The 22,717-nt window shown below is 61.7% G+C and carries 22 protein-coding genes; 3 read left to right on the top strand and 19 right to left on the bottom strand.

The window, feature by feature from the left end; translation table 11 throughout:
- Positions 1-683: 683 nt before the first annotated feature.
- The 12 genes from ABVQ20_RS07035 to ABVQ20_RS06980 all read right to left on the bottom strand — a co-directional run bounded on the left by ABVQ20_RS07035 (position 684) and on the right by ABVQ20_RS06980 (position 13,822).
- Complete coding sequence (locus ABVQ20_RS07035) at positions 684-890, bottom strand: hypothetical protein (RefSeq protein ID WP_354458818.1); 207 nt, start codon at positions 888-890, stop codon at positions 684-686.
- Between the two features lie 58 nt (positions 891-948).
- Positions 949-1,254, bottom strand: a complete 306-nt coding sequence (locus ABVQ20_RS07030; protein ID WP_354458817.1) for a DUF1236 domain-containing protein — start codon at positions 1,252-1,254, stop codon at positions 949-951.
- Between the two features lie 458 nt (positions 1,255-1,712).
- Positions 1,713-2,042, bottom strand: a complete 330-nt coding sequence (locus ABVQ20_RS40685; RefSeq protein WP_494337952.1) for a hypothetical protein — start codon at positions 2,040-2,042, stop codon at positions 1,713-1,715.
- A 37-nt stretch (positions 2,043-2,079) separates the two neighbouring features.
- The gene (locus ABVQ20_RS07020; protein WP_354458816.1) at positions 2,080-4,557 is read right to left on the bottom strand and encodes a GcvT family protein; all 2,478 of its coding nucleotides are present in this window, start codon (positions 4,555-4,557) and stop codon (positions 2,080-2,082) included.
- Positions 4,558-4,639: 82 nt separating this feature from the next.
- The gene (locus ABVQ20_RS07015; RefSeq protein WP_354458815.1) at positions 4,640-5,428 is read right to left on the bottom strand and encodes a DeoR/GlpR family DNA-binding transcription regulator; all 789 of its coding nucleotides are present in this window, start codon (positions 5,426-5,428) and stop codon (positions 4,640-4,642) included.
- Between the two features lie 275 nt (positions 5,429-5,703).
- Positions 5,704-6,690 carry an ABC transporter ATP-binding protein gene (locus ABVQ20_RS07010; protein ID WP_354458814.1) on the bottom strand — a complete coding sequence of 329 codons (987 nt, stop codon included), beginning with the start codon at positions 6,688-6,690 and terminating at the stop codon, positions 5,704-5,706.
- 8 nt (positions 6,691-6,698) lie between these two features.
- Positions 6,699-7,658 (bottom strand): ABC transporter ATP-binding protein, encoded by a 960-nt coding sequence (locus ABVQ20_RS07005; protein WP_354458813.1) that lies wholly within the window; start codon positions 7,656-7,658, stop codon positions 6,699-6,701.
- Positions 7,655-8,626, bottom strand: a complete 972-nt coding sequence (locus ABVQ20_RS07000; RefSeq protein WP_354458812.1) for an ABC transporter permease — start codon at positions 8,624-8,626, stop codon at positions 7,655-7,657. The genes ABVQ20_RS07005 and ABVQ20_RS07000 overlap by 4 nt, the downstream gene beginning before the upstream one ends.
- Positions 8,626-9,648 carry an ABC transporter permease gene (locus tag ABVQ20_RS06995; protein WP_354458811.1) on the bottom strand — a complete coding sequence of 341 codons (1,023 nt, stop codon included), beginning with the start codon at positions 9,646-9,648 and terminating at the stop codon, positions 8,626-8,628. The genes ABVQ20_RS07000 and ABVQ20_RS06995 overlap by 1 nt, the downstream gene beginning before the upstream one ends.
- A gap of 21 nt (positions 9,649-9,669) precedes the next feature.
- Entirely contained in the window at positions 9,670-11,331 is a 1,662-nt protein-coding gene (locus ABVQ20_RS06990; RefSeq protein ID WP_354458810.1) for an ABC transporter substrate-binding protein, read from the bottom strand.
- 16 nt (positions 11,332-11,347) lie between these two features.
- A complete protein-coding gene (locus tag ABVQ20_RS06985) occupies positions 11,348-12,253 on the bottom strand; it encodes a proline iminopeptidase-family hydrolase (protein WP_354458809.1) in 906 nt (301 codons plus the stop codon).
- Positions 12,254-12,307: 54 nt separating this feature from the next.
- A complete protein-coding gene (locus tag ABVQ20_RS06980; protein WP_354458808.1) occupies positions 12,308-13,822 on the bottom strand; it encodes a leucyl aminopeptidase in 1,515 nt (504 codons plus the stop codon).
- A 276-nt stretch (positions 13,823-14,098) separates the two neighbouring features.
- Here ABVQ20_RS06980 and ABVQ20_RS06975 point away from each other — a divergent pair, with 276 nt between their 5' ends.
- Positions 14,099-15,001, top strand: coding sequence for a LysR substrate-binding domain-containing protein (locus tag ABVQ20_RS06975; RefSeq protein ID WP_354458807.1), 903 nt, complete (start codon positions 14,099-14,101; stop codon positions 14,999-15,001).
- An 81-nt stretch (positions 15,002-15,082) separates the two neighbouring features.
- On the opposite strand, the gene ABVQ20_RS06970 is transcribed toward ABVQ20_RS06975, so the two are convergent.
- The gene (locus tag ABVQ20_RS06970; protein ID WP_354458806.1) at positions 15,083-15,250 is read right to left on the bottom strand and encodes a hypothetical protein; all 168 of its coding nucleotides are present in this window, start codon (positions 15,248-15,250) and stop codon (positions 15,083-15,085) included.
- Positions 15,251-15,452: 202 nt separating this feature from the next.
- Positions 15,453-15,755 carry a DUF982 domain-containing protein gene (locus ABVQ20_RS06965; RefSeq protein WP_354458805.1) on the bottom strand — a complete coding sequence of 101 codons (303 nt, stop codon included), beginning with the start codon at positions 15,753-15,755 and terminating at the stop codon, positions 15,453-15,455.
- A gap of 304 nt (positions 15,756-16,059) precedes the next feature.
- On the opposite strand from ABVQ20_RS06965, the gene ABVQ20_RS06960 reads away from it, so the two are divergent.
- Entirely contained in the window at positions 16,060-17,517 is a 1,458-nt protein-coding gene (locus tag ABVQ20_RS06960; RefSeq protein ID WP_354458804.1) for an NCS1 family nucleobase:cation symporter-1, read from the top strand.
- A gap of 39 nt (positions 17,518-17,556) precedes the next feature.
- On the opposite strand, the gene ABVQ20_RS06955 is transcribed toward ABVQ20_RS06960, so the two are convergent.
- The 3 genes from ABVQ20_RS06955 to ABVQ20_RS06945 form a co-directional block, all read right to left on the bottom strand.
- A complete protein-coding gene (locus ABVQ20_RS06955) occupies positions 17,557-18,096 on the bottom strand; it encodes a DUF1697 domain-containing protein (protein WP_354458803.1) in 540 nt (179 codons plus the stop codon).
- Between the two features lie 20 nt (positions 18,097-18,116).
- Positions 18,117-19,754 carry a CTP synthase gene (gene pyrG / locus ABVQ20_RS06950; RefSeq protein WP_354458802.1) on the bottom strand — a complete coding sequence of 546 codons (1,638 nt, stop codon included), beginning with the start codon at positions 19,752-19,754 and terminating at the stop codon, positions 18,117-18,119.
- Between the two features lie 141 nt (positions 19,755-19,895).
- Complete coding sequence (locus tag ABVQ20_RS06945) at positions 19,896-21,023, bottom strand: L,D-transpeptidase (protein ID WP_354458801.1); 1,128 nt, start codon at positions 21,021-21,023, stop codon at positions 19,896-19,898.
- A gap of 68 nt (positions 21,024-21,091) precedes the next feature.
- Here ABVQ20_RS06945 and ABVQ20_RS06940 point away from each other — a divergent pair, with 68 nt between their 5' ends.
- The gene (locus ABVQ20_RS06940; RefSeq protein WP_354458800.1) at positions 21,092-21,250 is read left to right on the top strand and encodes a hypothetical protein; all 159 of its coding nucleotides are present in this window, start codon (positions 21,092-21,094) and stop codon (positions 21,248-21,250) included.
- On the opposite strand, the gene secG is transcribed toward ABVQ20_RS06940, so the two are convergent.
- Entirely contained in the window at positions 21,232-21,726 is a 495-nt protein-coding gene (gene secG, locus ABVQ20_RS06935; protein ID WP_354458799.1) for a preprotein translocase subunit SecG, read from the bottom strand. The two genes, ABVQ20_RS06940 and secG, sit on opposite strands and share 19 nt — an antisense overlap.
- Positions 21,727-21,900: 174 nt before the next feature.
- Positions 21,901-22,665, bottom strand: a complete 765-nt coding sequence (gene tpiA / locus ABVQ20_RS06930) for a triose-phosphate isomerase (RefSeq protein WP_354458798.1) — start codon at positions 22,663-22,665, stop codon at positions 21,901-21,903.
- Positions 22,666-22,717: the final 52 nt, after the last annotated feature.

The raw sequence follows: 22,717 nt of genomic DNA, 5'->3' as shown, positions 1-22,717 counted from the left end.
CGACCGGCCTGCGATAGTGGTGAAGCAGGATCGGCAGGCCGGGCTTGACGGGGACATCGGCCGACTAAATACGCGTGATCGTCTCAAGCCCTAGTCGTAATCGCTGGTCCTCCGAACCATTCGCCGCAGGCTTCGACCACTTCAATTTTGGGGGATTTGGCATCGTTACTCTGGACGCTATCCATCGCAGCTCTCCTCAGAAGCAATGGGAAACGTCGGTTTTCATAAGGTCAGTTCGAGAGGGTTTTCAATATCCAGATTGAAGGGGCCGGTCAGAAGCGCGCATGCACATGAGCGTTAGAGCCGCACGGGGGCATGCGCGGACACCTGTAATCGCCAGCGATGTCGTCTGTGGATGGCTCCCGCGCAAGGGGAGACCGTTCGGCAATGTGGCGGGAACGATAAGAGCAGATAGCGAGATGACCTTCCCAATCAGAGTGCCCAAATTCAGTTGCGCCGAAGGAATAGAAAGTAAAAGGCTCCAAACGCAGAAACTATTCCAATATTCACGAACAACCGCTCCCAGAATCGATCCCTGAAGAACAGGAAATCTACGCCGATTATGATCAGTATCATCGCCACCACGTAAAGCGAGATAGCTACATGTCGGCCCATTACAGGAAACTCTCCCTATTAGGTCGTTCAGTAGGTGGTCACCTTCGCATATCGTGCATCATTGACCTTCAGTCCCGGTCGGACAAAACCGCGACACCGAAGACCGCTGCCTTTTTAGTGATCAAGCCCTCCAAATCCGCGTCTGACCGCTCCGTCCCGGTGCGTTCCCGCAGCATCGCAATTGCCGCCTTCATTGAAAGGAGAGCGCTACGCCGCTCGTTCAGGAGCTGGTCAACAGCGGCGGCCACCTCGCCCGTGTCAACATGATGCAACATTGGAATGGCTCCTCCATTGAGTGTACGCCTGCCGTTCTTGGAAACGGCGGGCGTATCGTCAGTCAATAACCTTCACAATCTTGCGTGTGCCGGGTTCGACAAGGGCCGTGTGATCGCCGACAACGACGTATCTGTATTTGACATCGGGAACATCGATCGGCCGAAGTTCGACCGTGTCAGGCAAAATGGAACCAACACTGAGTTCCACCCCCAGAAGGTTGATCGACGCCATTGGATGTTGGTGCACATACTCGCGGATGACCGTCTGCTGTTCGGGTGTAACAACCACCTCGTCCGCGATGGCGGCGCCAATGCCTCCCAGCAGAATTAACCCTGCCGTGGCGGGAATCAGGTGAATTTTCATTGTCTTCTCCTGTTCTTGGCCTCGGGCTTCGCCTTCCGCACTTTGTGAAAGGCGAACCATATTACCAACGCTCTCGGACCCCCCTTGTTCCGTGAGTGGTGACTAATGGAGGCGGTGAACAGGCCATTCTCTAGAGCGATGCGCCTGCCCCGGCAGATCGGGCCATATTGGAACTGTGTCATCGTAGAGGGCGGGCGTTGGCAGGCTTTCAGGCGAACTCCGCGATCGACGTCTCGCCGGGCAGAGGTTGTCTTTCGGCAAACCGCACGCAGGGAGGCGGTCATGAGCGATGATCGGCCCGACTGCGGTGATAGCGGGCACAGTGATGATGGACCTGTCTTTTCGGCGGAACAGGCACGACAGGTCAGGAACCTTAGCCAAGGCTCTTCCGTTGACCTGCGTCTGCCGCTGCGGACATCTCCCTCCAGCTGAAAGTTACTTCCGTTGGATGCGAAACCTCACACAACGATGCTCGTACGATAATCATCAGCGCCGAAATCGCTGGGCGTATCACCGACCTCGCGGTTATCGACAACCAACCGGTTCAGGCCGGTGACGTCCTCGTGCGCATCGACAACAGCGACTATCCGGCGAGCCTCAAACAGGCCGATGCCAGCACGGCCTTGGCGCAAGCGGGTATTGTCGGCGTCGGAACTCAGATAGTCGCACAAAACGCAAAGATCGACGTAGCGCAAGAACAAGTTGCACAGGCCCAGGCAGCAGTCGATTTCGCGACGGCAGAGGACCAGCGCAACCGTGAACTTCTGGCGAGGGGCGCGACCACCCAAGCAGCTGATCCGCTGCGTGTCCTGGGAGCTGACTTGCTTATGCCGCCACGCGAACCTCCAACACATCCGCTTTCACCCGCTCAGACTTCGGATCGTATGGACTGCGCAGATGCCCCGTTGCGGCATGGCGCACGCCGGCAAGGTCGATCTCGAAGCGCCCACCGGTGAGGAACGCGCCATCAACGCCGGCTTCGTTCTCGATCAGCGCGAGCGCCACCGACCGTCCCAGCGTGTGGCCATAGGCAGCGGAGCGGACTTCGCCCACGGGCTTGCCGTCGCGCAGGATGAGCTCGCCGCCCCACAGCATCGGCTCGGCATTGTCGAGCGTGAACAGCACGATGCGCCTGGCCGGCGCCGCCGCCGACTTCGCCTCGACAAGCGCATCGCGACCGATGAAGCCGCCCGGCTTGTCTATCGTGACGGCGAAGCCAAGCCCGGCCTGCCAGGGGTTGATATCCGGCGTCAGCTCCCGGCCCCAGGCGCGAAAACCCTTTTCGATGCGAAGGGCGTCGAGCGCGTAGTAGCCGGCATCGATCAGGCCGAACTCCCGCCCCGTCTCATGCAGCGCCTCGTAGACGCCGACGGCAAATTCGGTCGGCACGATCAATTCCCAGCCGAGCTCGCCGACATAGGTCATGCGGTTGGCGTAGGCGGTGGCGTAGCCGATATCGATCTCGCGGATGGTGGCGAAGGGGAAGCCGGCGTTGGAGAGATCAGCCGACGACAATTTGGCGAGCAGATCGCGCGAGCGCGGCCCCATCACAGCCAGCACCGCATAGGATGAGGTGACGTCGGTCAGGGTGGCATGGGCATCGGCTGGGATGTTCTTGACGATCCAGTCGGCATCGTGAACCGCCTGCGCTGAACCGGTGACGACGAGGAATTTTTCGGCGCCGAGCCGCATCACGGTGAGATCGCTTTCGTAGCCCCCGCGCGCGTTGAGCACGCCCGTGTAGACGGAGGTCCCCACCGGCACGTCGACATTGCCGGCGCAGATCCGGTTGAGCACGGCACAGGCATCGCGGCCCTGGACGAGGAGCTTGGCGAACGACGTCTGGTCGAAGATGGCGACGGCTTCGCGCGTCGCCTTCATCTCGCGCCTCACCGCCTCATGCCAGTTCTGGCGCCCGAAGGCGTATTCGTTCTCGGCCTTCTCGCCTGGTGCCGCGAACCAGTTGGCGCGCTCCCACCCCATCTTGGAGCCGAAGCAGGCCCCCTTGGCGGCGAGCCGGTCGTAGAGCGGAGAACGGCGGAACGGCCGTGCGGTGTCCAGTTCGCGGTTCGGCCATGGCATGGCGTAGTGCAGGCCGAGCGTTTCCTTGACCCGGTCATGCAGCCAGCGCGGATTGTTGTTGAACGAGGCGAAGCGGCGGATATCGACCGGCCAAAGGTCCATGGTCGGCGCCCTGTTGACGATCCACTCGGCCAGCGCCCTGCCCGCGCCGCCAGCACTGGCGATACCCATCGAGTTGAAGCCGGCGCCGACATAGAAGTTCTTCAGTTCGGGCGCCTCGCCGAGAATGAAATTGTTGTCCGGCGTGAAGCTCTCGGGACCGTTGTAGAATTTCTTGACCTCGGCCTGTGCCAGCTGCGGCACGCGGATAAGCGCGTTTTCCATCAGGATCTCGAACTGGTCCCAATCATCCGGAAGCAGTGCGAACTCGAAATTTTCGGGAATGCCGTTCATGCCCCAAGGCTTGGCATGCGGCTCGAAACCGCCCATGACCAGGCCGCCGACCTCTTCCTTGAAGTAGATGAAACCGTCGGGGTCACGCATCACAGGCAGATCCGGATGCACGCCCTCGATCCTGCCGGTGACGATGTACATGTGCTCGGCCGAATGCAGCGGCACCGAGACACCGCACATCAGCCCGATCTTGCGCGCCCATTGGCCGGCGCAGTTGACGACGATCTCGGTGGCGATGTCGCCACGGTCCGTCTCGACGCCGCAGGCGACGCCGTTCTTCACTTTGATGCCGGAGACCTTGACCCTCTCGAATATCTTGGCGCCACCGTTGCGCGCGCCCTTGGCCAGCGATTGCGTCAGGTCGGTCGGATTGGCCTTGCCATCGCCCGGCAACCAGACGGCGCCGACCAGATCGTCCGTGGCCATCACCGGCCAAAGATCGGCCGCCTCCTTGGGCGAGATGACGTCGATCTCCACCCCTTGAGCACGCGCCGAGGCGGCTGTGCGCTTCAGCACCGTCATGCGGTCGGCCGTGCGTGCCACCGACAGCGAGCCGCAATTCTTCCAGCCGGTGGCCAGCCCGGTTTCGGTCTCCAGTTCGCTGTAGAGCTGGGTGGAATATTTGATCAGGCTGGTCATGTTGGAATGGGCGCGCAACTGCCCGACGAGGCCAGCCGCATGCCAGGTGGTGCCGCCGCTGAGCTGCCCCTGCTCAAGCAGGACCACATCGGTCCAACCCAGCTTTGTCAGATGATAGGCCACCGAGCAGCCGATAATGCCGCCACCGACGATGACGACGCGTGCCTGCGTTGGGAATTCATGTGCCATGAGCGTTCCGCCATTTGAAGAATGGGCGGCACCCTAACACAGCAATGCAAAATATCAACTCAAAAAGTCACAAAACATCACATCACGTCGCAACAATAAGCTCAGGCCCCTTTTGCGAAAGCGCTTCCTCAAGGGCGAGGCCGGGATTGGCGTCGACGATCACGCCGGCGGCACGTTCGAAATTCCGAATCCTGAGCGGCGTCAGCTTGCCGAACTTGCTGCTGTCGAGCACGAAATAGGCCTTGCCGGCGAGCGTGATCATGCGGCTGCGCTGCTCGGCGCCAGCCCGGGTGAAATCGGTCACCTCGCCATCGGGTGAGAGCGCACCGCCGCCAAGGAATGCAATGTCGACGCGAAAGCGCGAAATGGCCTCAAGTATGTCAACGCCGGCGGCGGCTTCCTCGCTAGGGTCGATTTCACCACCCAGCATATGCACGCGCATGCCAGGGACGTGGCACAGCTGCAGCGCTATCTTCAGGCTGGCCGTGCAGATGGTGAGATCGCGCAGGTTGGTCATGGCCTGCGCGACGGCCAAAGTGGTGGTGCCGGAATCGAGAAAGACCACCATCCCATCTTTGATCAGGCCGGTGGCCGCCTTGGCGATCGCCGCCTTGCCCTGGGCATTTTCCTGGCTGCGCAAGGTCATCGCCGGTTCGCTCGGCTCGAAGCGGGCAGCACCACCATGCACGATGTCGAGTTGTCCCTGGTCCGACAGCAGCTTCAGATCACGACGGATGGTTTCGCGCGAGACATCGAAGAAGCCAGCGAGTTCAGCAATGCTGACTGACCCCTGGGCGCCAAGGCGCTTCAGAATCTCAGCGTGGCGACGGGGGGCAAGGGCGCGGCTGACAGCAGGTTGCGATTCAGACATGCTCCACTTTGGCCAAACCTTGGCAATGTTGCAAGATGCGGCATTGCGTGGAAAGCTTGACTTGTTTCCTTCCGCTATTGCCATGTCCGAATTCGCCAGGCAATTTTGCGGTGTGGTATGGGGAGTACGCTCACTCCCGTGCCTGCCGTATCTCAATGGCAACTAGCGTATCTTAGACTTTTTCCCTACATTTCGACGGCTGAATGCGCAGAACGCCACGAGGCGGCGCTTCACTTTGCCGAACGAGAATCTCTTCAGACTGTCCCCGGCCCTTGCTACATCGTCGGGAAGTGACAGGCCACTTTGCGACCGTGTCGATATTCCCTAACCTCTGGGCGCTCCGTACGGCAACGCTCCACCGCGACCGGGCATCTTGGATGGAAGCGGCACCCGGACGGGGGCTTGAGCGGGCTCGGCACGTCGCCGGTCAGGATGATGCGCTTGCGGGTCCCGCTGGGCGTCGTCTCCACGACGGGAACAGCAGAGATCAGCGCCTGGCTGTAGGGATGTGCCGGTGTTGCAAACACCTCTTCCGCAGGACCTTCTTCGACGATCGAGCCGAGATACATGACCGCGATGCGGGTCGAGACCTGACGCACCACCGACAGGTCGTGGGCGATGAAGATGTAAGTGAGGTTCAGCTTCTCCTGGAGGTCGGCAAGCAGGTTGACGATCTGCGCCTGCACCGACACGTCGAGCGCGGATACAGGTTCATCCAACACCACCAGATCGGGATTGAGGGCGATGGCCCGCGCGATGCCGACACGCTGACGTTGCCCGCCGGAGAATTCGTGCGGATATCGCATGACATGGTCTGGCAGCAATCCAACGAGGTCGAACAGCTCCGCGACCCGCCTGGTGATCTCGCGCGACGAAAGCCTGCTATGGATGCGCAGCGGCTCAGCCACCAGATCGCCGACGCGCCGGCGCGGATTGAGCGAGGCCGACGGGTCCTGGAAGACCATTTGCAGGCGGCGCCGCAGCGGCCTGAGTTCGGACAGCGATTTCGAGGTGATGTCGTCACCCTCGAAAAGCAGCTTGCCGTCTGTGATGTCGTAGAGCCTCACCAGGCAGCGCGCCAGCGTGGACTTGCCGCATCCGGATTCTCCGACCAGCCCGACCGTCTCGCCGCGCCGCACCGACAGCGAAACATTGTCGACAGCATGGACGGTGCGCTTTCCTTCGGCGGAAAACCGTGAGCCGATCGAGAAGCGCTTGCCCAGCGAACGCGTTTCGAGGATTGGCTGGTCTTTGTCGATCATCGGTCCGCTCATGCCTGTGCCACACGGAAGCACGCCGCGGCGTGCGTGCCGACGCCAAGGTCGGGCTTGCCGGTCACGCAGGGCTCGTATTGAGCCGGGCAACGCGGGCCGAAGGCGCAGCCTTGCGGCAATCGCAGCAGCGATGGCGGCGAACCGGGAATGGCCGGCAGGCGGCGCGGCTTTGCGCCGGTCAGCGGCGGGATCGAACCAAGCAGCGCTCGCGTATAGGGGTGTCGCGGGTCGGAAAACAGTTCCATGCGGCTGCCGCGTTCCACCACGCGTCCTGCATACATGACCATGACACGGTCGGCGAGCTCGGAGACCACGCCCATGTCATGGGTGATGAAGACCACCGCCGAGTTGTATGTCGCGCGCAGCTTGCGCACGAGATCGAGAATGCCGGCTTGCACCGTGACATCGAGCGCCGTGGTCGGTTCGTCGGCCACCAGAAGGGTCGGATTGCAGGACAGAGCCATGGCAATCACCGCCCGCTGACGCATGCCGCCGGAGAGCTGGTGCGGGTAGCGCGACATCGCCTCGTGCGGGTTGGGGAAATTCACCTCGGCCAGCAATTCTTCGACACGCTCCATCGCCTTGGATTTGCTGATGCTGCGATGCGCGCGGATCTGTTCGGCGATCTGCCAGCCGATCGTGTAGACCGGTGTCAGCGCCGTCATCGGATCCTGGAAGATCATCGCGATCTCGTTGCCGCGCAGGCGCCGAAGCTCGCGCGCGGGCAGTCCCACCAGCTCGCGGCCCTTGTATCGGATCGAGCCTTCGATAATGGCGTTGGGATCGGTGATGAGACCCATCACAGCCAGCAGCGATACGGTCTTGCCGGAACCGGATTCGCCGACGACGCCAAGAATCTCGCCCTCTTCGAGGTCGAAGGAAACGCCGTCGATGGCCCGCACCAGGCCGTCATCGGTACGGAAGGACACTCTGAGATCGCGCACCGACAGTATCATGATGTCCTCAGGCGCGGATCGAGAAGGATGTAGATGAAATCGACGACCGCGTTGGCGATGACCACGAACATGGAAGCGTACATCACCGTTGCCATGATCATCGGCAGATCGAGGTTCTGCAGCGCGTCATAGGTAAGCTTGCCGATGCCGTGCAGCCCGAACACCACTTCCGTCAGCAGTGCGGAACCGCCCACCAGCGCGCCGAAGTCGAGGCCGAACAGAGTGATGAAGGCGATGAGTGATGTGCGCAGCGCATGGCGCAACAGGATGCGGGTCTCCGACAGGCCCTTGGCGCGGGCCGTACGGATATAGTCTTCCTGAAGGGATTCGATGATCGCCGCGCGCAGGACGCGCCCGTAAATGCCGATGTAGAGAATAGCCAGCGTGATCCAGGGAATGACCAGGGTCAGGAACCAGCCCTTGGGATCGTCGGAGAAATTCTTGTAGCCGAGCGGCGGCACCCAGGAGAACGCCCAGCTGTCGTGATAGCGGCTTTGGGTGATCAGGTTCATCACCTCGCCCAGCCAGTAGACCGGCATGGAAATGCCAAGCAATCCCAGCGCCATCAGAAGCTTGTCCAGCCAGCTGTCGCGGGTGGCGGCGGCGACGATGCCGATGATGATGGACACCACCACCCAGAGGATCGCCGCCCCGAACACCAGGGAGAGCGTGACCGGGATCGAATCCAGCACCGCCGGCACCACCTTCCAGCCGCGATTGACGAAGGAGGTCAGATCGCCGGTGACGAAGATCTTCTCCATCATCTTCACATATTGGACGTAGAGGGGCCGGTCGAAGCCAAAGCTGTGACGCACTGCTTCCAGCACCTCGGGCGATGCGTTTCGGCCGGCGATGCGCGCGGCGGGATCGGCGCCCGGCGTCGCGAAGAAGATCAGGAAGACGATGACCGAGATGCCGAACATCACGAACAGCATCTGACCGAAACGGCGCAGGATTGCGTAGATCATCAGTCGCGCCCCAGCCGAACCTTGGAGCGCGGGTCAAGCGCGTCGCGCAGGCCGTCGCCGAAGACATTGAGCGCCATGACGGAGATGGCGATCGCCAGCCCGGGCGCCAGGGCCACCAGTGGCCGCGTGTAAAGCAGTGCCTGCCCGTCCTGGATGATGGTGCCCCAACTCGCCGCGGGCGGCTGCACGCCGATCGAGAGGAAGGAGAGCGCCGATTCCGTAAGCATGTTCAGCGCCATCATCAGTGGCACGAAGACGATGAGCGTGGTGGAGATGTTGGGCAGGATGTCGCGCCATAGGATCCGTGATCCCGGCACCCCCAGATTGATCGCGGCCAGCACGAATTCGCTGTTGCGCAGCGACAGGACCTGCCCGCGTATCGGGCGCGCCACATAGGGCACGTAGACGATGCCGATGATGATGACCGGCAGCCACAGGCTGCCGGACTCGATCTCGATCGGCCCGATCGCGATGCCTTGCGCGATGGTGACGATGGAAAGCGAGATCGCCAGCAGATAGATCGGGAACGCCCACAGGACATCCAGCAGGCGCGACAGCACCGTGTCGGTGATGCCGCCGAAATAGCCGGCAATCAGTCCCGCCGCCGTGCCGATGAGCAAGGTGAAGATGGTCGCTGCCCCGGAGATCAACAGCGAACTGAGCCCGCCATAGAGCATCCTGGCCATGACATCGCGGCCCTGGCTGTCCGCGCCGAGGAAATAGTTGCCAAGCTGCCAGGTCGGGCCGAGCGGCGTGTAGCCGAGACCAAGCCCTTCCGTCGACGGCTCCATCACCGCAACGTCGGCGCCGTCGATCTGGATGACGGCGTCGAGCGTCGAGGCGAATGGGTCCACGCCTGCCCATTTTGCATAGAGAGGCGCGCTGAGACAGGCAAAGGCAATGAGGAGGAACACGGCCAGGGACGCCATGGCGGCCCTGTTCCTTGTCAGCTTCGCAAGCGCGGCGGCCCAGGGCCCTCGCGTCTTGCGCGGCATGGCAACCGCAATGGCTTCGTTCGACACGGACGTGCCCTCCACAGTTCGTTACTGCACCCAGGACTGGGTGATCATCCAGTTGAACTGCCGGTTGAACTTGAAATTGCCCAGGCGCTTGCTGACGAAGTCGAGCCGCTTCGGCGTGAAGAGGCCGACAGCCGGTGCCTTGTCCGTGACCTGCTTGTCGATTTCAGCCCACATCTTGTCGGCCGCTTTCTGATCGGTCACGCCGAGGTCCAGGGCCTTCTGCATCTTGGCGTCGATCTCCTTGTCGCAGAAGCCGGCTATATTGATCGAAGCGTCCGAGCCCTCGCGGTAGGAGGCGCAGCTGAACAGAATATTCAGGAAGTCCGATGCCGCGGGATAGTCCTTGTACCATTGGGTGACGGACATCTGCACCTTGTTGTTGGAGTTCTGAATGTAGGTGAACTGGATGTTGGCAGAGATCGGCTTGACGTCTGCGGCATAGCCAATGCTGGTCAAGACGCTCTGCAGATAGACGCCGATCGACCGCGATACGGCGGTGTCCTCTACAATGATGGTCACCTTCTGGCCCTTGGTGCCCGATTCCTCGACGAGCTGCTTTGCCTTGTCGAGATCAGGCGCCGACCACTTGGCACCGGGGTTCTTGGTGTAGGGGCAGTAGTCCTCATGACCAGGGAAGTCCGGAGGCAGGACCTGGCAGACCGGGGAGGCCAGCACCTTGCCGCCAAACAGCTTGACCAGCGTGTTGCGGTCGATCGCGTAGGCAACAGCCTGGCGGGCCTTTTCGTTGTCGAACGGAGCAAGACGGGTGTTCAGCGGTGCGTACCACCACGCCGAAAGCGGCGAGATATGCAGCTGGTCCATGAACTTGCTGCCAAGTTCGCCCAGGCGGTCGCTGGGCAGTGCGTCGAACATCCAGTCGGCCTCGCCGTTCTGGATCGCGGTGACGGCAGCCTCCTCGGACAGGCCGAAATCATATTGGACGACATCCGGATAGCCGTCCGGCTGGGCTTCCTCGCTCCACTGCTTGAAATTGGGGTTGCGCGAGATCGTCATGCCCTTGTTGGGATCGAAAGTGGAGATCATGTACGGGCCGGTGCTGGGAATGGGCGTCGACCCCATGTCCTCCGCGGCCGTGTCCGCCGGCAGGACCACGGCATGCGGCAAGGCAAGCTTGTAGAGGATCTCGGCATCTGGCTTGGTGATGTTGATGGTGACCGTGCCAGCCGCCTCGTCACCGACAACGCCGCCTTCCAGCGTGCAGCTCTTGGTGTCGGCCAGGCATTTGTCGGCGCCGACGATGCCGGCATAGAAAGTACCGGAGGTCGGGCCGGAAACCTTGAAGATTCGCTGGAAGGAGGCGACGACGTCCTTCACGCCAAGGTCCTGGCCGTTGGAGAACTTGATGCCTTTGCGCAGCTTGAAGGTGAAGGTCTTGCCGTCATTGCTGACCTGCGGCAACGCCTCGGCCAGGTCCGGCACGATGGTGAAGCCGTCCATGCCCTCGGCTTTGCGGAAGGCAACCAGGCCGTCATAGATCGGCTGGTACAATTGCCAACCCTGGTCGGTGTAGTTGATGTGCGGATCGAGCGTTCCCGCGGCAGAGCGGGCCAGCAGGCGAATGGTGCCGCCGCGATGTTCCTTGAGATATTCGGCTTGCGCCGGAGCCAACAAGGTGCCGGCCAGCAACGCGGCGGCTGACGCCGCCAAAAACAGTTTCTTCATGCTTGATCCCCTTTTCTCAGTTGTCGTTGCGGTCCAGGAAGTCTCCCACCACCCGCATGCACGCATCCTGCTCTTCGACATGCGGCATGTGGCTGGAATGCTCGAATATCTCCCAGCGCGATCCCTTGATGCCGTCATTGAAGGGCTGCACGGTCGCGGGCGTCGCCTCGTCATGACGTCCGGAGATGATCAGTGTGGGAACATCGATGGCCGGCAGGCGGTCGATGATGCTCCAGGTCTTCAGCGTTCCGATGACGTGGAATTCGTTAGGCCCGTTCATCACATTGTAGACGGTCGGATTGCGGGCAACCTGGGCGAAACTCTCGGTCACTTCGGGTGGAAAAGGCACGACCCGGCAGACATGTCGCTCGTAGAAGACCATCGTCGCCTCTTGGTAGGCGGCATCCTCCGTCGTCCCGGCCTGTTCGTGCCGGGTCAGCGTCTCCTGCACATCCCCAGGCAGGTCGGTGCGCAACCGGTTGGCCTCCTCGACCCACAGCTTCATGGAAGCCGGCGAGTTGGCGATGGTCAGCGACTTCAACCCCTTCGGCCGCGTTACCGCATATTCGGCACCCAGCATGCCGCCCCAGCTCTGGCCGAGGACGTGGAAGCCCGCGCGGATGCCGAGATGGTCGACGAGGTTTTCAAGCTCGTCGATGAAAAGCCGGGGCGTCCAGAAGTCGGCGCCCTTCTCGGGCAACAATGTGGAATTGCCGCACCCCAACTGGTCGTAGTGGATGACGGCGCGATCCCTTCGGGCAAGGAGCTTGTAGGCATCGACATAGTTGTGCGCGACGCCTGGACCACCATGCAGGATCACCACCGGGGCTTTGCCAGAATCGAGTTCGCCGCTGATTCGATACCAGGTTTCGTAGTCACCGAAGGCGGCCCGCCCTTCCCTAGCAATGATCTCAGTCGACATCCCAATTCCCAGCGTGTTTGAAGGCATCTCGTCTTTGTCCGTAGAGGCAGGCGCCTAGTTCGCCTTGCGGCTGGCCTGCACCCATTCTTCCAGCACTTGCACGCCGAATGCCGTGGCGCCTTGCCTGGCCAAGGGCCGATCGGAGTCAGTCAATTCCTTGCTGGCGATATCGAGATGCACCCAGGGGCGGTCTGCCGTGAAATGGCGCAGGAAGGCCGCGGCATAGGGAGCGTCGCCATCTTCCATATCCTTGGCGTGGTGCCGGAGGTCGGCGAATGGCGATTGCAGTCCTTCGTCATAGGCCCGGTCGAGCGGCAGCCGCCAGAACCGCTCGCCGACCGTTTCTCCGGCTGCGATGATCTGTGACGCGATGGCATCGTCGGTGCTGAACAGCCCGGCGAATATCGACCCCAGGCCGCGCGTCACCGAATAGGTCAGCGTAGCCAGATCGACGATCACCGACGGGTTGAAGCGCGTCGCCGCATAGTGGAGGCAGTCGGCCAGAAGCAGGCGTCCTTCCGCATCCGTGTCGAACACTTCCACGGTCTGCCCCGAGGCTGTCGTGATGATGTCGCGTGGTTTCAGCGCGGTACCCGATGGCATGTTCTCGGCGATACCCAGCACGCCGACGGCGTGGACCGGGCTGCCCTGTCGGGCGAGCGCTATCATCAGGCCGACGACCGCGGCCGCCCCACCCATGTCGGCCTTCATGTCGAACATCTGCGCCCCGCCCTTGATGCACAGCCCACCGGAATCAAAACAGACGCCCTTGCCGACAAAAGCGAGCGGCTGGGAGGGAGCGCCCTTGCCGCGGTAGCGCAGGACCGCGACCCGTGGCGCTCGCGCCGAGCCCGCTCCGACGGCCAGGAGCGCGTTCATGCCGAGCTCTTTCAGCTGCGCGGCGTCGAGCATTTCGACGTCGATGCCGGCTTCGCGAAGCGGTTCGAGATGATCGTGGAAATTGTCGGGATGGAGATGGTTCGGCGGCAGGTTGACCAGGGTCCGCGCATATTCGACGCCATCGGCGATGGCATTGATCCGGACCAGCGCCGAGGTCACACCATCCCCGCTTGCTCCGACCAGTTGAACCCGCAAGGTTCGATCCGCCCCCGCGCCTTGCCGCTGGTTGCGCATGTCGAAACGATAGCGCCGCAGCCGCATGCCAAGTGCGACGCGCGCCAGGATTTCCGCACCGGGCAGGTCAACGCCGGCGATGGGATCAAGGACGATCGTGGCCGAACATTCCCCTTTGCTTTCCAGATGCGCGGCAAGCAACCCGCCGGCGCGCGCCAGGGACAGGGTGGTTACGGCTTCGGCTTTGCCCAATGCCAGGACGATCACGCGCCGGGCCGATACCGCCTGCGGGGCGATCAGATCGATGCAGGCGCCTGATTCTGCCAGGGCAGCCGGGTCTGAGCAGGCCCGGGAAAGAATCCCGCCCATGTCAGCGTCCAGTGCCGCTGCCCGAGGACCAAAGCCGTTCTGGGCAGTTTGCAGGATCACGACGACAGAGGTTTCCGCGGAAATCTCGTCAGCCGTTTCGAAGACCGGCACTGGCGATTGAGGCATAAGCGGGCATTCTCTCCTATTGCGGCGATACCGGCTGAGGGGTCGGCCACGACATGCTATTTTGTCATGCGGCCAAGCTGCGCCCGCCACCGGTGGAAACCGGCCAAACCGGTCTCTGCCGCTGGTGGAATGGTGCCGGTGTCCCCAAATAGTCGTTTTCTTAAGACGACTTAGTTGCTCTTGCCTTTTCGGTATCCCCGAACAGGGCACGCGATCAAACGCCAATTTTGTCCATATCGATTGACAAAAACTCAACTGACAATTCATGATCAGCCAATGGCCTTACCTTCACTCAATGGCATGCGCGCTTTCGAAGCCGCGGCGCGTCTCGGCAGCGTCAAGGATGCAGCGGAAGAGCTGCATCTGACACCCTCGGCTATCAGCCGCCACATCCGCGCGCTTGAAAGAAATCTCGGCCAGGATTTGTTCGAGCGCGGCTTTCGCCAGATAACGCCGACCACGAGAGGTTCTTACTATGCGCGCAGCCTCTCGGAAGCGTTCGAGGCCATCTGGCGCGCCACGGACGATGTCAGCCTCTCCGATGGCCCGCGCCACAGCAGAGCCCAACGTGTCAGGGTCTTGTGCGTGCCGGCTGTTCTGAACCTCTGGCTGGCGGACCGGTTGCCGAATTTTCGGCGACTGCACCCGTCCGTCGATCTGGAGATCTCGACATCAGGCAAGCGCGCCAACTTCGACTTGGCCATCGTCGACGAGTTCGTCTACAAGGCCGGCCCGGCTTTGACGCTGTTGATCCCGTTGGTTCTGACGCCGGTCTGTGCGCCCTCGCTGCTCAATGGGCCGGTGCCGCTGCGATCGCCCGCTGATCTGGTCAATCACCACCTCATCCATGAATGTGAGAGCATGAGATGGAGGCGTTGGCTGGAGCAGGAGGGCGTTTCGGACACGACGCCGAAGTCCAGCACAACTCTGGATGATTGTACGCTCATCATGCGCGAGGCGATCAATGGCGCCGGTATCGCGCTTGCCGACACGATGATGGCCCAGGATTTTCTGGAGCAAGGCAAACTTGTCGCCCCGTTTCGCGCCCGCCACACCTATCCGGCCGGGATTTACCTGCATCAGCGTCGCAGCATCGGCAACAAGCCGGGCACCGGGCTGTTCCAGGATTGGCTGCTCTCCGAAGTTGCCGACCACAAACGGGTGATGGCCATCGCTTAGGCGAAATGCCGTTGTGGATAGGTAACGCTGGAGAGTCGCTTCAGATTGAACGCTTTGGCTGTCGCTTCAGGCGGATAGCCATCAGCTCGAGCCTTGGCCAAAGTAGGTGTAAGTCCCCGCCCCTATCGCGACCGCTCCGACCGTGATCAGGATGGATGGAGCCCCCATCCATGTGGCCGCTATTGCCCATACCAATGCGATGGCGATGGCGCCAACCGTTCCCAAAACCATCTTGAGCCATTTGGGCATTGTTCTTTCTCCCGATCGTGCCGTGATCGCCGCCAGCCGATCATTTGGACCAGCAACATGGCGCCACGCGCGAGGCGACGCATCAAAGGCGCGCACTAGCGTAGCACAGGAGACACTCGCAGGTGAGCAGCGGGGGCAAAGACCACCCACGTCTGCACCCTCTACGAGCGCAGACGTTGAAGTAGCAATCCGGATCAGGCGTTTACCGCCGCAGGGCGTATACATGCCCCATGCTTTCACCGCCCATGGGCATTGCCGACTCATCGTCCAGCAAGCGCGTAATCCGGGCAAAACCCGTGAAAGCCTTCCTCGCTTCCTCGGGCGACATCTGTCCCGACAAAGCCGCGGAACAGCAATTCAGCGCGCATTGATACACCGGCCCGCGCCGCCCGGTTGGCCATTTCCGCAGAAATACCATTGCTTCGGCTACGCTGTCGACTTCTTCCAAGGGGTGTCCTTGCCCGCGCGTAATTCGCACCGGCGAAAAGAAATGCAAGCGATCCATAGTTTCCTCCCGTCGATCGCGTTGCGATCGAACACCACCAAACTCGCAGCCGGCCATTTGGTTCCCAACAAAATGGCGGTTGGCTGAAAAAAATTTCGGATTGGCCGAACCACGGCGAATTGGCCGCGAATCATTGGCGAGAGAGAATCACGGCAACCCGCTCGCTGCCGATAACAGTGATTCCCATTGAATATCTTTAAGGCCAAAGCCGGCAAATCACTCCGTTGCCGCTTCCCTTGCGTCAGGCTTAACCTGCGTGGCCAACGCGTGAGGGCGCGTCCGGCAAAAAGGGGAACACATCACAATGACAATACAAGGCGCATCACCTGGCCTGTACAATGAGGATCTCGCTCCGGCGAAGGTTCGAAACTGGGGGCCATTCTCGATTTTCAACGTCTGGACGTCGGACGTCCACAGTCTCTGGGGCTACTACCTGGCTGCCAGTCTCTTCCTGTTCTGCGGTGGTTTCGTCAATTTCATCATCGCCATCGGCATCGGTTCGCTCATCATCTACGCATTGATGAACATGGTCGGTTATGCCGGTGTGAAGACCGGGGTGCCCTACCCCGTGCTTGCCCGCGCTTCCTTTGGCATCTGGGGGGCCAATGTGCCGGCCCTGGTGCGTGCCGTCGTTGCCTGCTTCTGGTACGGCGCACAGACAGCAGCGGCGTCCGGCGCCATCGTGGCGCTGCTGACCCGCTTGCCGTGGTTCGACGACTTCAACAAGTCGACGCATTTCCTGGGCCATTCGGGCCTGGAAGTCATTTGTTTCGTGATCATCTGGGCACTGCAGCTCCTGATCATCCAGAGAGGCATGGAAACGGTGCGCCGCTTCCAGGACTGGGCTGGGCCTGCCGTGTGGGTGATGATGCTGATCCTGGCCGTTTATCTCTGCTTCAAGTCTGGAAGGTTCGCCCTCACCAGCGACATTCCGATGGACGTGCTCCTCGAAAAGACCAAGGATGCCGGCGTGCCTGGCACACCGGGCTCGTGGACCTCGCTGTTTGCGGTGGCCGCGATCTGGGTGACCTATTTTTCGGCGCTCTATCTCAACTTCTGTGATTTCGCCCGCTATGCGCCCGACAAGGCGTCGCTGCGCAAGGGCAATATCTGGGGCCTGCCGATCAACCTCATCCTGTTTTCGCTGGTCGCCGGCGTCACCACCATTGCCGCCTTCGACGTCTATCACGAAGTGCTGCTGCACCCCGACCAGATCTCGGCGAAGTTCGACAGCTGGTTCCTGGCGGCACTCGCGGCCCTGACCTTTGCCGTGGCGACGCTTGGCATCAATGTGGTTGCGAATTTCGTGTCGCCGGCGTTCGACTTCTCCAACGTCTTTCCCCGTCAGATCGACTTCAAGAAGGGCGGCTATATCGCCGCGGTGATCGCACTGGTGCTCTATCCCTTCGCGCCGTGGGAAGGCAGCGCTGCCTCCTTCGTCAACATCATCGGCGCGACGATGGGGCCGATCTTCGGGGTGATGATGGTCGACTACTACCTGATCCGGAAGGGTGAGGTCGACGTCGACGCACTCTACCGGGAAGACGGCGAATTCCGCTTCCAGGGCGGCTGGCATGTCAATGCCTTCATCGCGGCTGGCATCGGCGCGATCTTCTCGTCGATCCTGCCCAACTTCACCAGCCTGCTGCCATCCTGGTGGGGTGTCTATGGCTGGTTCTTCGGCGTCGCTATCGGCGGCGTCATCTACTATGTGATGCGAACCGCGGCCCTGGGCGCAGGCGCCAGGACAGCCAAGGCCTGACAGACAATCTCGCGGGGCGGCGGCAATGCCGCCCCGTCTCTATGCTCCGACCATTTCGGCCAGCCGGCGCACGGTGTTCCAGTTGCGCGAGGTGCCGATACCCAGGCGTTTGTGGCTTGTCGCCGTGAGTAGCCGTGAGTTCGGCGTCTCTCGCGAAAAGACAATCCAGATGTCGCCGCCGACCGCCTGCATCTTCTCATCTCGGCCGACATAGGCCTCCAGATCAGCGACAGATTCGGCTGGAACCGGCCTACGCATCACCCGAACCGCAACCTGATCCCCTGCAGCCGCCGATTCGGCGGGAAACGGGTTTCCGGACGCCAGCATCCGCCAGCCAGCTGCGTCGCGCACGATGATGTCGACATGCCGGCCAAAAGTCTTTTCGAACGCGGTCTCCAGCAACAACTCCAGCCCGGCAATCTCGGTCTCGTCGGTGTCGAAAACCAGATTGCCGGTCGCAACGAGTGTACGCGGGTTCTTCAGGCCAAGACCTTCCGCCACGGCCTTGAGATCGGACATGACCACCCTGCGCCCCTCGCCCAGGATGATGCTGTAGAGGAGCGCGACATAGGTTTGCATCAGGTGAACCGGTGCCTTGCCTACACCAGCCGCGACTGCTCCACGGCGGCCTCGATGAAGCTGGCAAACAGCGGATGCGGATCAAGCGGCCGGCTTTTCAGCTCCGGGTGATATTGCACGCCGATAAACCAGGGATGATCCGGATATTCGACCGTCTCCGGCAACACGCCATCGGGTGACATGCCGGCAAACACCAGGCCGCAATCCTCAAGCTGCTGCTTGTAGTCGACATTGACCTCGTAGCGGTGCCGGTGGCGCTCCGAGATGCGGGTGTCACCATAGATCTCGGCAATCTTCGATCCCTGGGCGAGGTCGGCCTCATAGGCGCCGAGCCGCATCGTGCCGCCGAGATCGCCGGTTGCACGACGCTTCTCCAGCATGTTGCCCTTCAGCCATTCGGTCATCAGACCAACGACGGGCTCCTTGGTTGGACCGAATTCGGTCGACGACGCATGCTCGACGCCGGCCAGTGAGCGCGCCGCTTCAATGCAGGCCATCTGCATGCCGAAGCAGATGCCGAAATACGGTACCTTTCGCTCGCGTGCGAATTTCGCCGCGAGAATCTTGCCTTCGGAGCCACGCTCGCCAAAGCCGCCGGGCACAAGGATGCCGTGCACCTTTTCAAGCCAGGGCGTCGGGTCTTCCTTCTCGAATATCTCGCTTTCGATCCAGTCGAGCTTGACCTTGACCCGGTTGGCAAGGCCGCCATGTGACAGCGCCTCGATCAGCGATTTGTAGGCATCCTTGAGGCCGGTGTACTTGCCGACCACGGCGATGGTTACTTCGCCTTCCGGGTTGTGAATGCGGTTGGAGACAGCCTGCCATGGATCCATGCGCGGCTTCGGCGCCGGCTCGATGCCGAACGCGGCGAGCACTTCCGAATCAAGCCCCTCATTGTGGTAGGCCATCGGCACGTCGTAGATGTGCGGCACATCCAGCGCCTGGATGACGGCACTTTCCCGCACATTGCAGAACAGCGACAGCTTGCGCCGTTCTTCCTTCGGGATAGGCCGGTCGGCGCGAACCAGCAGGATGTCCGGCGCGATGCCGATGCCGCGCAGCTCCTTGACCGAATGCTGCGTCGGCTTGGTCTTCAGCTCGCCGGCGGTTGGAATGTACGGCATCAGTGTCAGATGCACATAGACGGCGTTGTTGCGTGGCAAATCGTTGCCAAGCTGACGAATCGCTTCGAGAAACGGCATCGCCTCGATGTCGCCAACGGTGCCGCCGATCTCGCACAGCACGAAGTCGTAGTCGTCATTGCCGTTGAGGACGAAATTCTTGATCTCGTCGGTGACGTGGGGGATGACCTGCACGGTGGCGCCAAGATAATCGCCGCGCCGCTCGCGCTCGATGATGTTCTTGTAGATACGCCCGGTGGTGATGTTGTCTTGCTGGTTGGCAGAGCGGCCGGTGAAGCGCTCATAGTGACCAAGATCGAGATCGGTCTCGGCCCCGTCATCGGTAACGAACACCTCGCCGTGCTGATACGGCGACATCGTTCCGGGATCGACATTCAGATAGGGATCGAGTTTTTTGATGCGTGCGCGATAGCCTCGCGCCTGCAAGAGAGCCCCAAGGGCCGCTGCGGCTATGCCTTTTCCAAGTGAGGAAACCACGCCGCCTGTGATGAATACATATCGCGCCATGGGAGTCATCGCTTAACGCGGCCGAATTGATTCCGCCAGAGAAAAAACGGCCGCTAGGGTTTTTTCCCAAAAAGGCATGGTGCCCCGCAGGGCAAGTCAAAACAAAAGGGCCGGCGAAAGCCGGCCCTTTCGGCAATATCGTCGAAGGCGTCAGATGATGACGACCTTGGTTCCGACCTTCACGCGGCTATAGAGATCCATGACGTGCTCGTTGATCATGCGGAAGCAGCCATTGGAGGCGCTGGTTCCGATCGACTGCGGCGCAATGGTGCCGTGAATGCGAAGATGGGTGTCCTTCTTCCCGTCGTAAAGATAGATGGCGCGTGCTCCGAGCGGATTCTCGCCACCACCGGGCATGCCATCCTTGAAGCGGCCATAGTGACTGGGCTCGCGCTTCTGCATGTCGAGCGTCGGGATCCACCGCGGCCATTCCTGCTTGTCGCCAACGGCAACGGTGCCCTTGAACTGCAGGCCCTCGCGGCCGACCGCGATCGCATAGCGGCGCGCGGTGGTCGACGATTCGACCAGATAGAGGCGGCGCGCGCTGGTATCGATGACGATGGTGCCTGCCTCATATCCGGTGAACGTCACATCCTGGGGGACGAATTCCGGCTTTACCTTGAACTGCCTTTTGGCTTCCTTCTTGGCGAGCGCGGCATCGAGAGCGCGCGTCTCGGGAAGATATGCAATCGAGGAAGAGGAGGAGGTGCCGCCGAACAGCCCGGCAAAGAGGCCGGCGCTCTGCTGCTTCTGCCCAGGCGCCTCGCTGCGCAGTTCGCTGTTGTTACCCGTCAGTGCGACATTCATAGCCTCCGCCGGGATCGGCTCTGCCGATTGGATCGGCGCGATAGGCGCGACCGGCTCCGCCTGCTCGATGATCTTGACGGTTTTCTTGGAAGGCTTGGCATCGGCCACCTCGGTCGCGGCGGGCTTGCCCTTCGAAGCAAGGAAGGCCTGCCGTTCCGCGTCAGCCCTGGCCTTGGCCGCTTCGCGCATCGCCAGCTTCCTGGCCTCGAGCGCCTTGGCCTGAGCGGCCTCCTTGTCGGCAGCTATCTTGGCCTCGAGCTTGCTGATCTGTGCGAGGTCCTCGGACGTCGGGTTCTTCTTCTTTTTAAGAAGCCTCAGTTGCGCCGCGTCACTTTTGACGGCGACGTTGATGACATCGGTTCTCTCGACCGAAGGCGATGCGGTCATGTTTACCGGCGTACCGGCGAAGGCCGCGGAACTCAGGCCGAGTGCGGCGCAAAGTCCCAGGAAAATGAAGCTGCGAAGCTGCATGGCGAAGATCCGATCGTTCTATGCTTGTTGCCCACGGCGTCGCCCGGCGCCCCCCAAGGACGCCGAAAATGCCGCTTGCAATCTATAGTCGATTAAACGGCGGCGTCTCAAGCGCGCTGTTGCGCTGCACGCAGTCGAATCTTCGTGATAGCGCGGCATTTGCCGCGACTGTGTTCTATCGACAACAGATCGCGGCGGAAGACCCGGCCTACTGGTTCGGAACCTGAGGCGTGACCGGCAGCGTAACGCCATTTGTCGCCGGCTGCGTCGTCGAACCCGCTGCCGGCGGCGTCGCGGGCGCTGTTGCCGGCGGCGTCGCAGCCGCGTCGTTGCCCGAGGGCGGCACCGGCTTGGCAGGCGTCGCGGGTGCCGTAGTGCCCGAAGGCGGCGTTGGCGTCGCGGTGCCGGGCAGTTGGTTGAGCACACCCTTGCCTGCGTTATCCGAGGTTGCCGGTACGCGATCGAGGATGTCGGTCGGCTTCTCGCCGTAGCGGGCAACGATGGACAGGGTCAGTGACGTGACGAAGAAAGCCGCCGCCAGGATCGCCGTTGCCCGCGTCAGCGCGTTGGCGGCACCGCGCGCGGTCATGAAGCCCGATCCGCCGCCGATGCCAAGACCGCCGCCTTCAGAGCGTTGCAGCAGCACCACGCCGACAAGGGCGAGCACAACCATGAGGTGAACGACGATCAGTACGGTTTGCATAGTTTATCCTGGCAAGGCTTCGCCCAGTCGTGGACAAGGCCGGTGATTTGGAGGCGGCTCAATACAATGCTTTAACGGCATTTCCAAGCCCGTGGGCCGAATATGGGAAGCAATACGTCCTTTGCAACGACTTACGCCGCCGCGTAGGCCCCAACCGAGGTCTACGACCGGGCTTCAAATACTGCGATACGCTTCCGCGATTGCGAGAAAGTCCGCCGCTTTCAGGCTGGCGCCGCCGACCAGCGCGCCATCGACGTTCTTCACGCCGAGCAGTTCGACGGCGTTGGATGGCTTGACCGAACCACCGTAGAGAATCCGGATCTTCGCCGCCGCGGTCCCGAGCTTCTCGGTCAGTCTTTCGCGGATGTGCGCGTGCGCCTCGGCAACATCAGCGGCGGTCGGCGTCAGCCCTGTCCCGATCGCCCACACTGGCTCATAGGCAATGACTGTATTCGACGCGGTTGCATTTGACGGTACGGAGCCGTCGACCTGGCGGGACAATATGTCGAGCGTCGCGCCCACCTCGCGCTCGGCCTTGGTCTCGCCAATGCAGACGATGGCGATCAGCCCGGCGCGCCATGCGGCTGACGCCTTCGCCTGCACTGTGGCGTCGTCGTCGCCGCACTGCTCGCGACACTCGGAATGGCCGACGATGACGTGGCTGGCGCCAGCATCCTTCAGCATCTCAGCTGAAATGCAGCCGGTATACGCACCGCTTTCCTTGGGGTGGCAATCCTCGCCGCCCGCCCGCACGGGGGTACGCGAAAGGATCTCGGCGGCGTGCGCAAGCAGGGTCGCGGGAACGCAGACCAGCGCTTCGGTATCCGCGTCCAGCCCACTCATGAAACCATTGCCGATCATCCTGAGCTCATTGAGAGAGGCGCTGGTACCGTTCATTTTCCAGTTGCCGGCGATCAACGGGCGGATTCCTAGCGTCATGGGTTTGTTTCTCCGGGCAATATTCGGCTCTCGCCCTCACTACCAAAATCAA

The sequence above is a fragment of the Mesorhizobium shangrilense genome (genome assembly GCF_040537815.1).
In the GTDB taxonomy this organism is placed as follows: Bacteria; Pseudomonadota; Alphaproteobacteria; order Rhizobiales; family Rhizobiaceae; genus Mesorhizobium; species Mesorhizobium shangrilense.
The sequence above is the reverse complement of the archived record's forward strand: the minus strand, read 5'-3'. Positions and strand labels throughout refer to the sequence as shown.

Coding starts and splice junctions, on each gene's coding strand:
- ABVQ20_RS06980 (WP_354458808.1), bottom strand. CDS start 13,822: ATGCCTCAATCGCCAGTGCCGGTCTTCGAAACGGCTGACGAGATTTCC.
- ABVQ20_RS07015 (WP_354458815.1), bottom strand. CDS start 5,428: ATGTCTGAATCGCAACCTGCTGTCAGCCGCGCCCTTGCCCCCCGTCGC.
- ABVQ20_RS06985 (WP_354458809.1), bottom strand. CDS start 12,253: ATGTCGACTGAGATCATTGCTAGGGAAGGGCGGGCCGCCTTCGGTGAC.
- ABVQ20_RS06975 (WP_354458807.1), top strand. CDS start 14,099: ATGGCCTTACCTTCACTCAATGGCATGCGCGCTTTCGAAGCCGCGGCG.
- ABVQ20_RS06955 (WP_354458803.1), bottom strand. CDS start 18,096: ATGCAAACCTATGTCGCGCTCCTCTACAGCATCATCCTGGGCGAGGGG.
- secG (WP_354458799.1), bottom strand. CDS start 21,726: ATGCAAACCGTACTGATCGTCGTTCACCTCATGGTTGTGCTCGCCCTT.
- ABVQ20_RS06960 (WP_354458804.1), top strand. CDS start 16,060: ATGACAATACAAGGCGCATCACCTGGCCTGTACAATGAGGATCTCGCT.
- ABVQ20_RS07020 (WP_354458816.1), bottom strand. CDS start 4,557: ATGGCACATGAATTCCCAACGCAGGCACGCGTCGTCATCGTCGGTGGC.
- ABVQ20_RS07035 (WP_354458818.1), bottom strand. CDS start 890: ATGTTGCATCATGTTGACACGGGCGAGGTGGCCGCCGCTGTTGACCAG.
- ABVQ20_RS07000 (WP_354458812.1), bottom strand. CDS start 8,626: ATGATCTACGCAATCCTGCGCCGTTTCGGTCAGATGCTGTTCGTGATG.
- ABVQ20_RS07030 (WP_354458817.1), bottom strand. CDS start 1,254: ATGAAAATTCACCTGATTCCCGCCACGGCAGGGTTAATTCTGCTGGGA.
- ABVQ20_RS07010 (WP_354458814.1), bottom strand. CDS start 6,690: ATGATCGACAAAGACCAGCCAATCCTCGAAACGCGTTCGCTGGGCAAG.
- ABVQ20_RS06965 (WP_354458805.1), bottom strand. CDS start 15,755: ATGGATCGCTTGCATTTCTTTTCGCCGGTGCGAATTACGCGCGGGCAA.
- ABVQ20_RS06990 (WP_354458810.1), bottom strand. CDS start 11,331: ATGAAGAAACTGTTTTTGGCGGCGTCAGCCGCCGCGTTGCTGGCCGGC.
- tpiA (WP_354458798.1), bottom strand. CDS start 22,665: ATGACGCTAGGAATCCGCCCGTTGATCGCCGGCAACTGGAAAATGAAC.
- pyrG (WP_354458802.1), bottom strand. CDS start 19,754: ATGACTCCCATGGCGCGATATGTATTCATCACAGGCGGCGTGGTTTCC.
- ABVQ20_RS06945 (WP_354458801.1), bottom strand. CDS start 21,023: ATGCAGCTTCGCAGCTTCATTTTCCTGGGACTTTGCGCCGCACTCGGC.
- ABVQ20_RS07005 (WP_354458813.1), bottom strand. CDS start 7,658: ATGATACTGTCGGTGCGCGATCTCAGAGTGTCCTTCCGTACCGATGAC.
- ABVQ20_RS06970 (WP_354458806.1), bottom strand. CDS start 15,250: ATGCCCAAATGGCTCAAGATGGTTTTGGGAACGGTTGGCGCCATCGCC.
- ABVQ20_RS06940 (WP_354458800.1), top strand. CDS start 21,092: ATGCCGCTTGCAATCTATAGTCGATTAAACGGCGGCGTCTCAAGCGCG.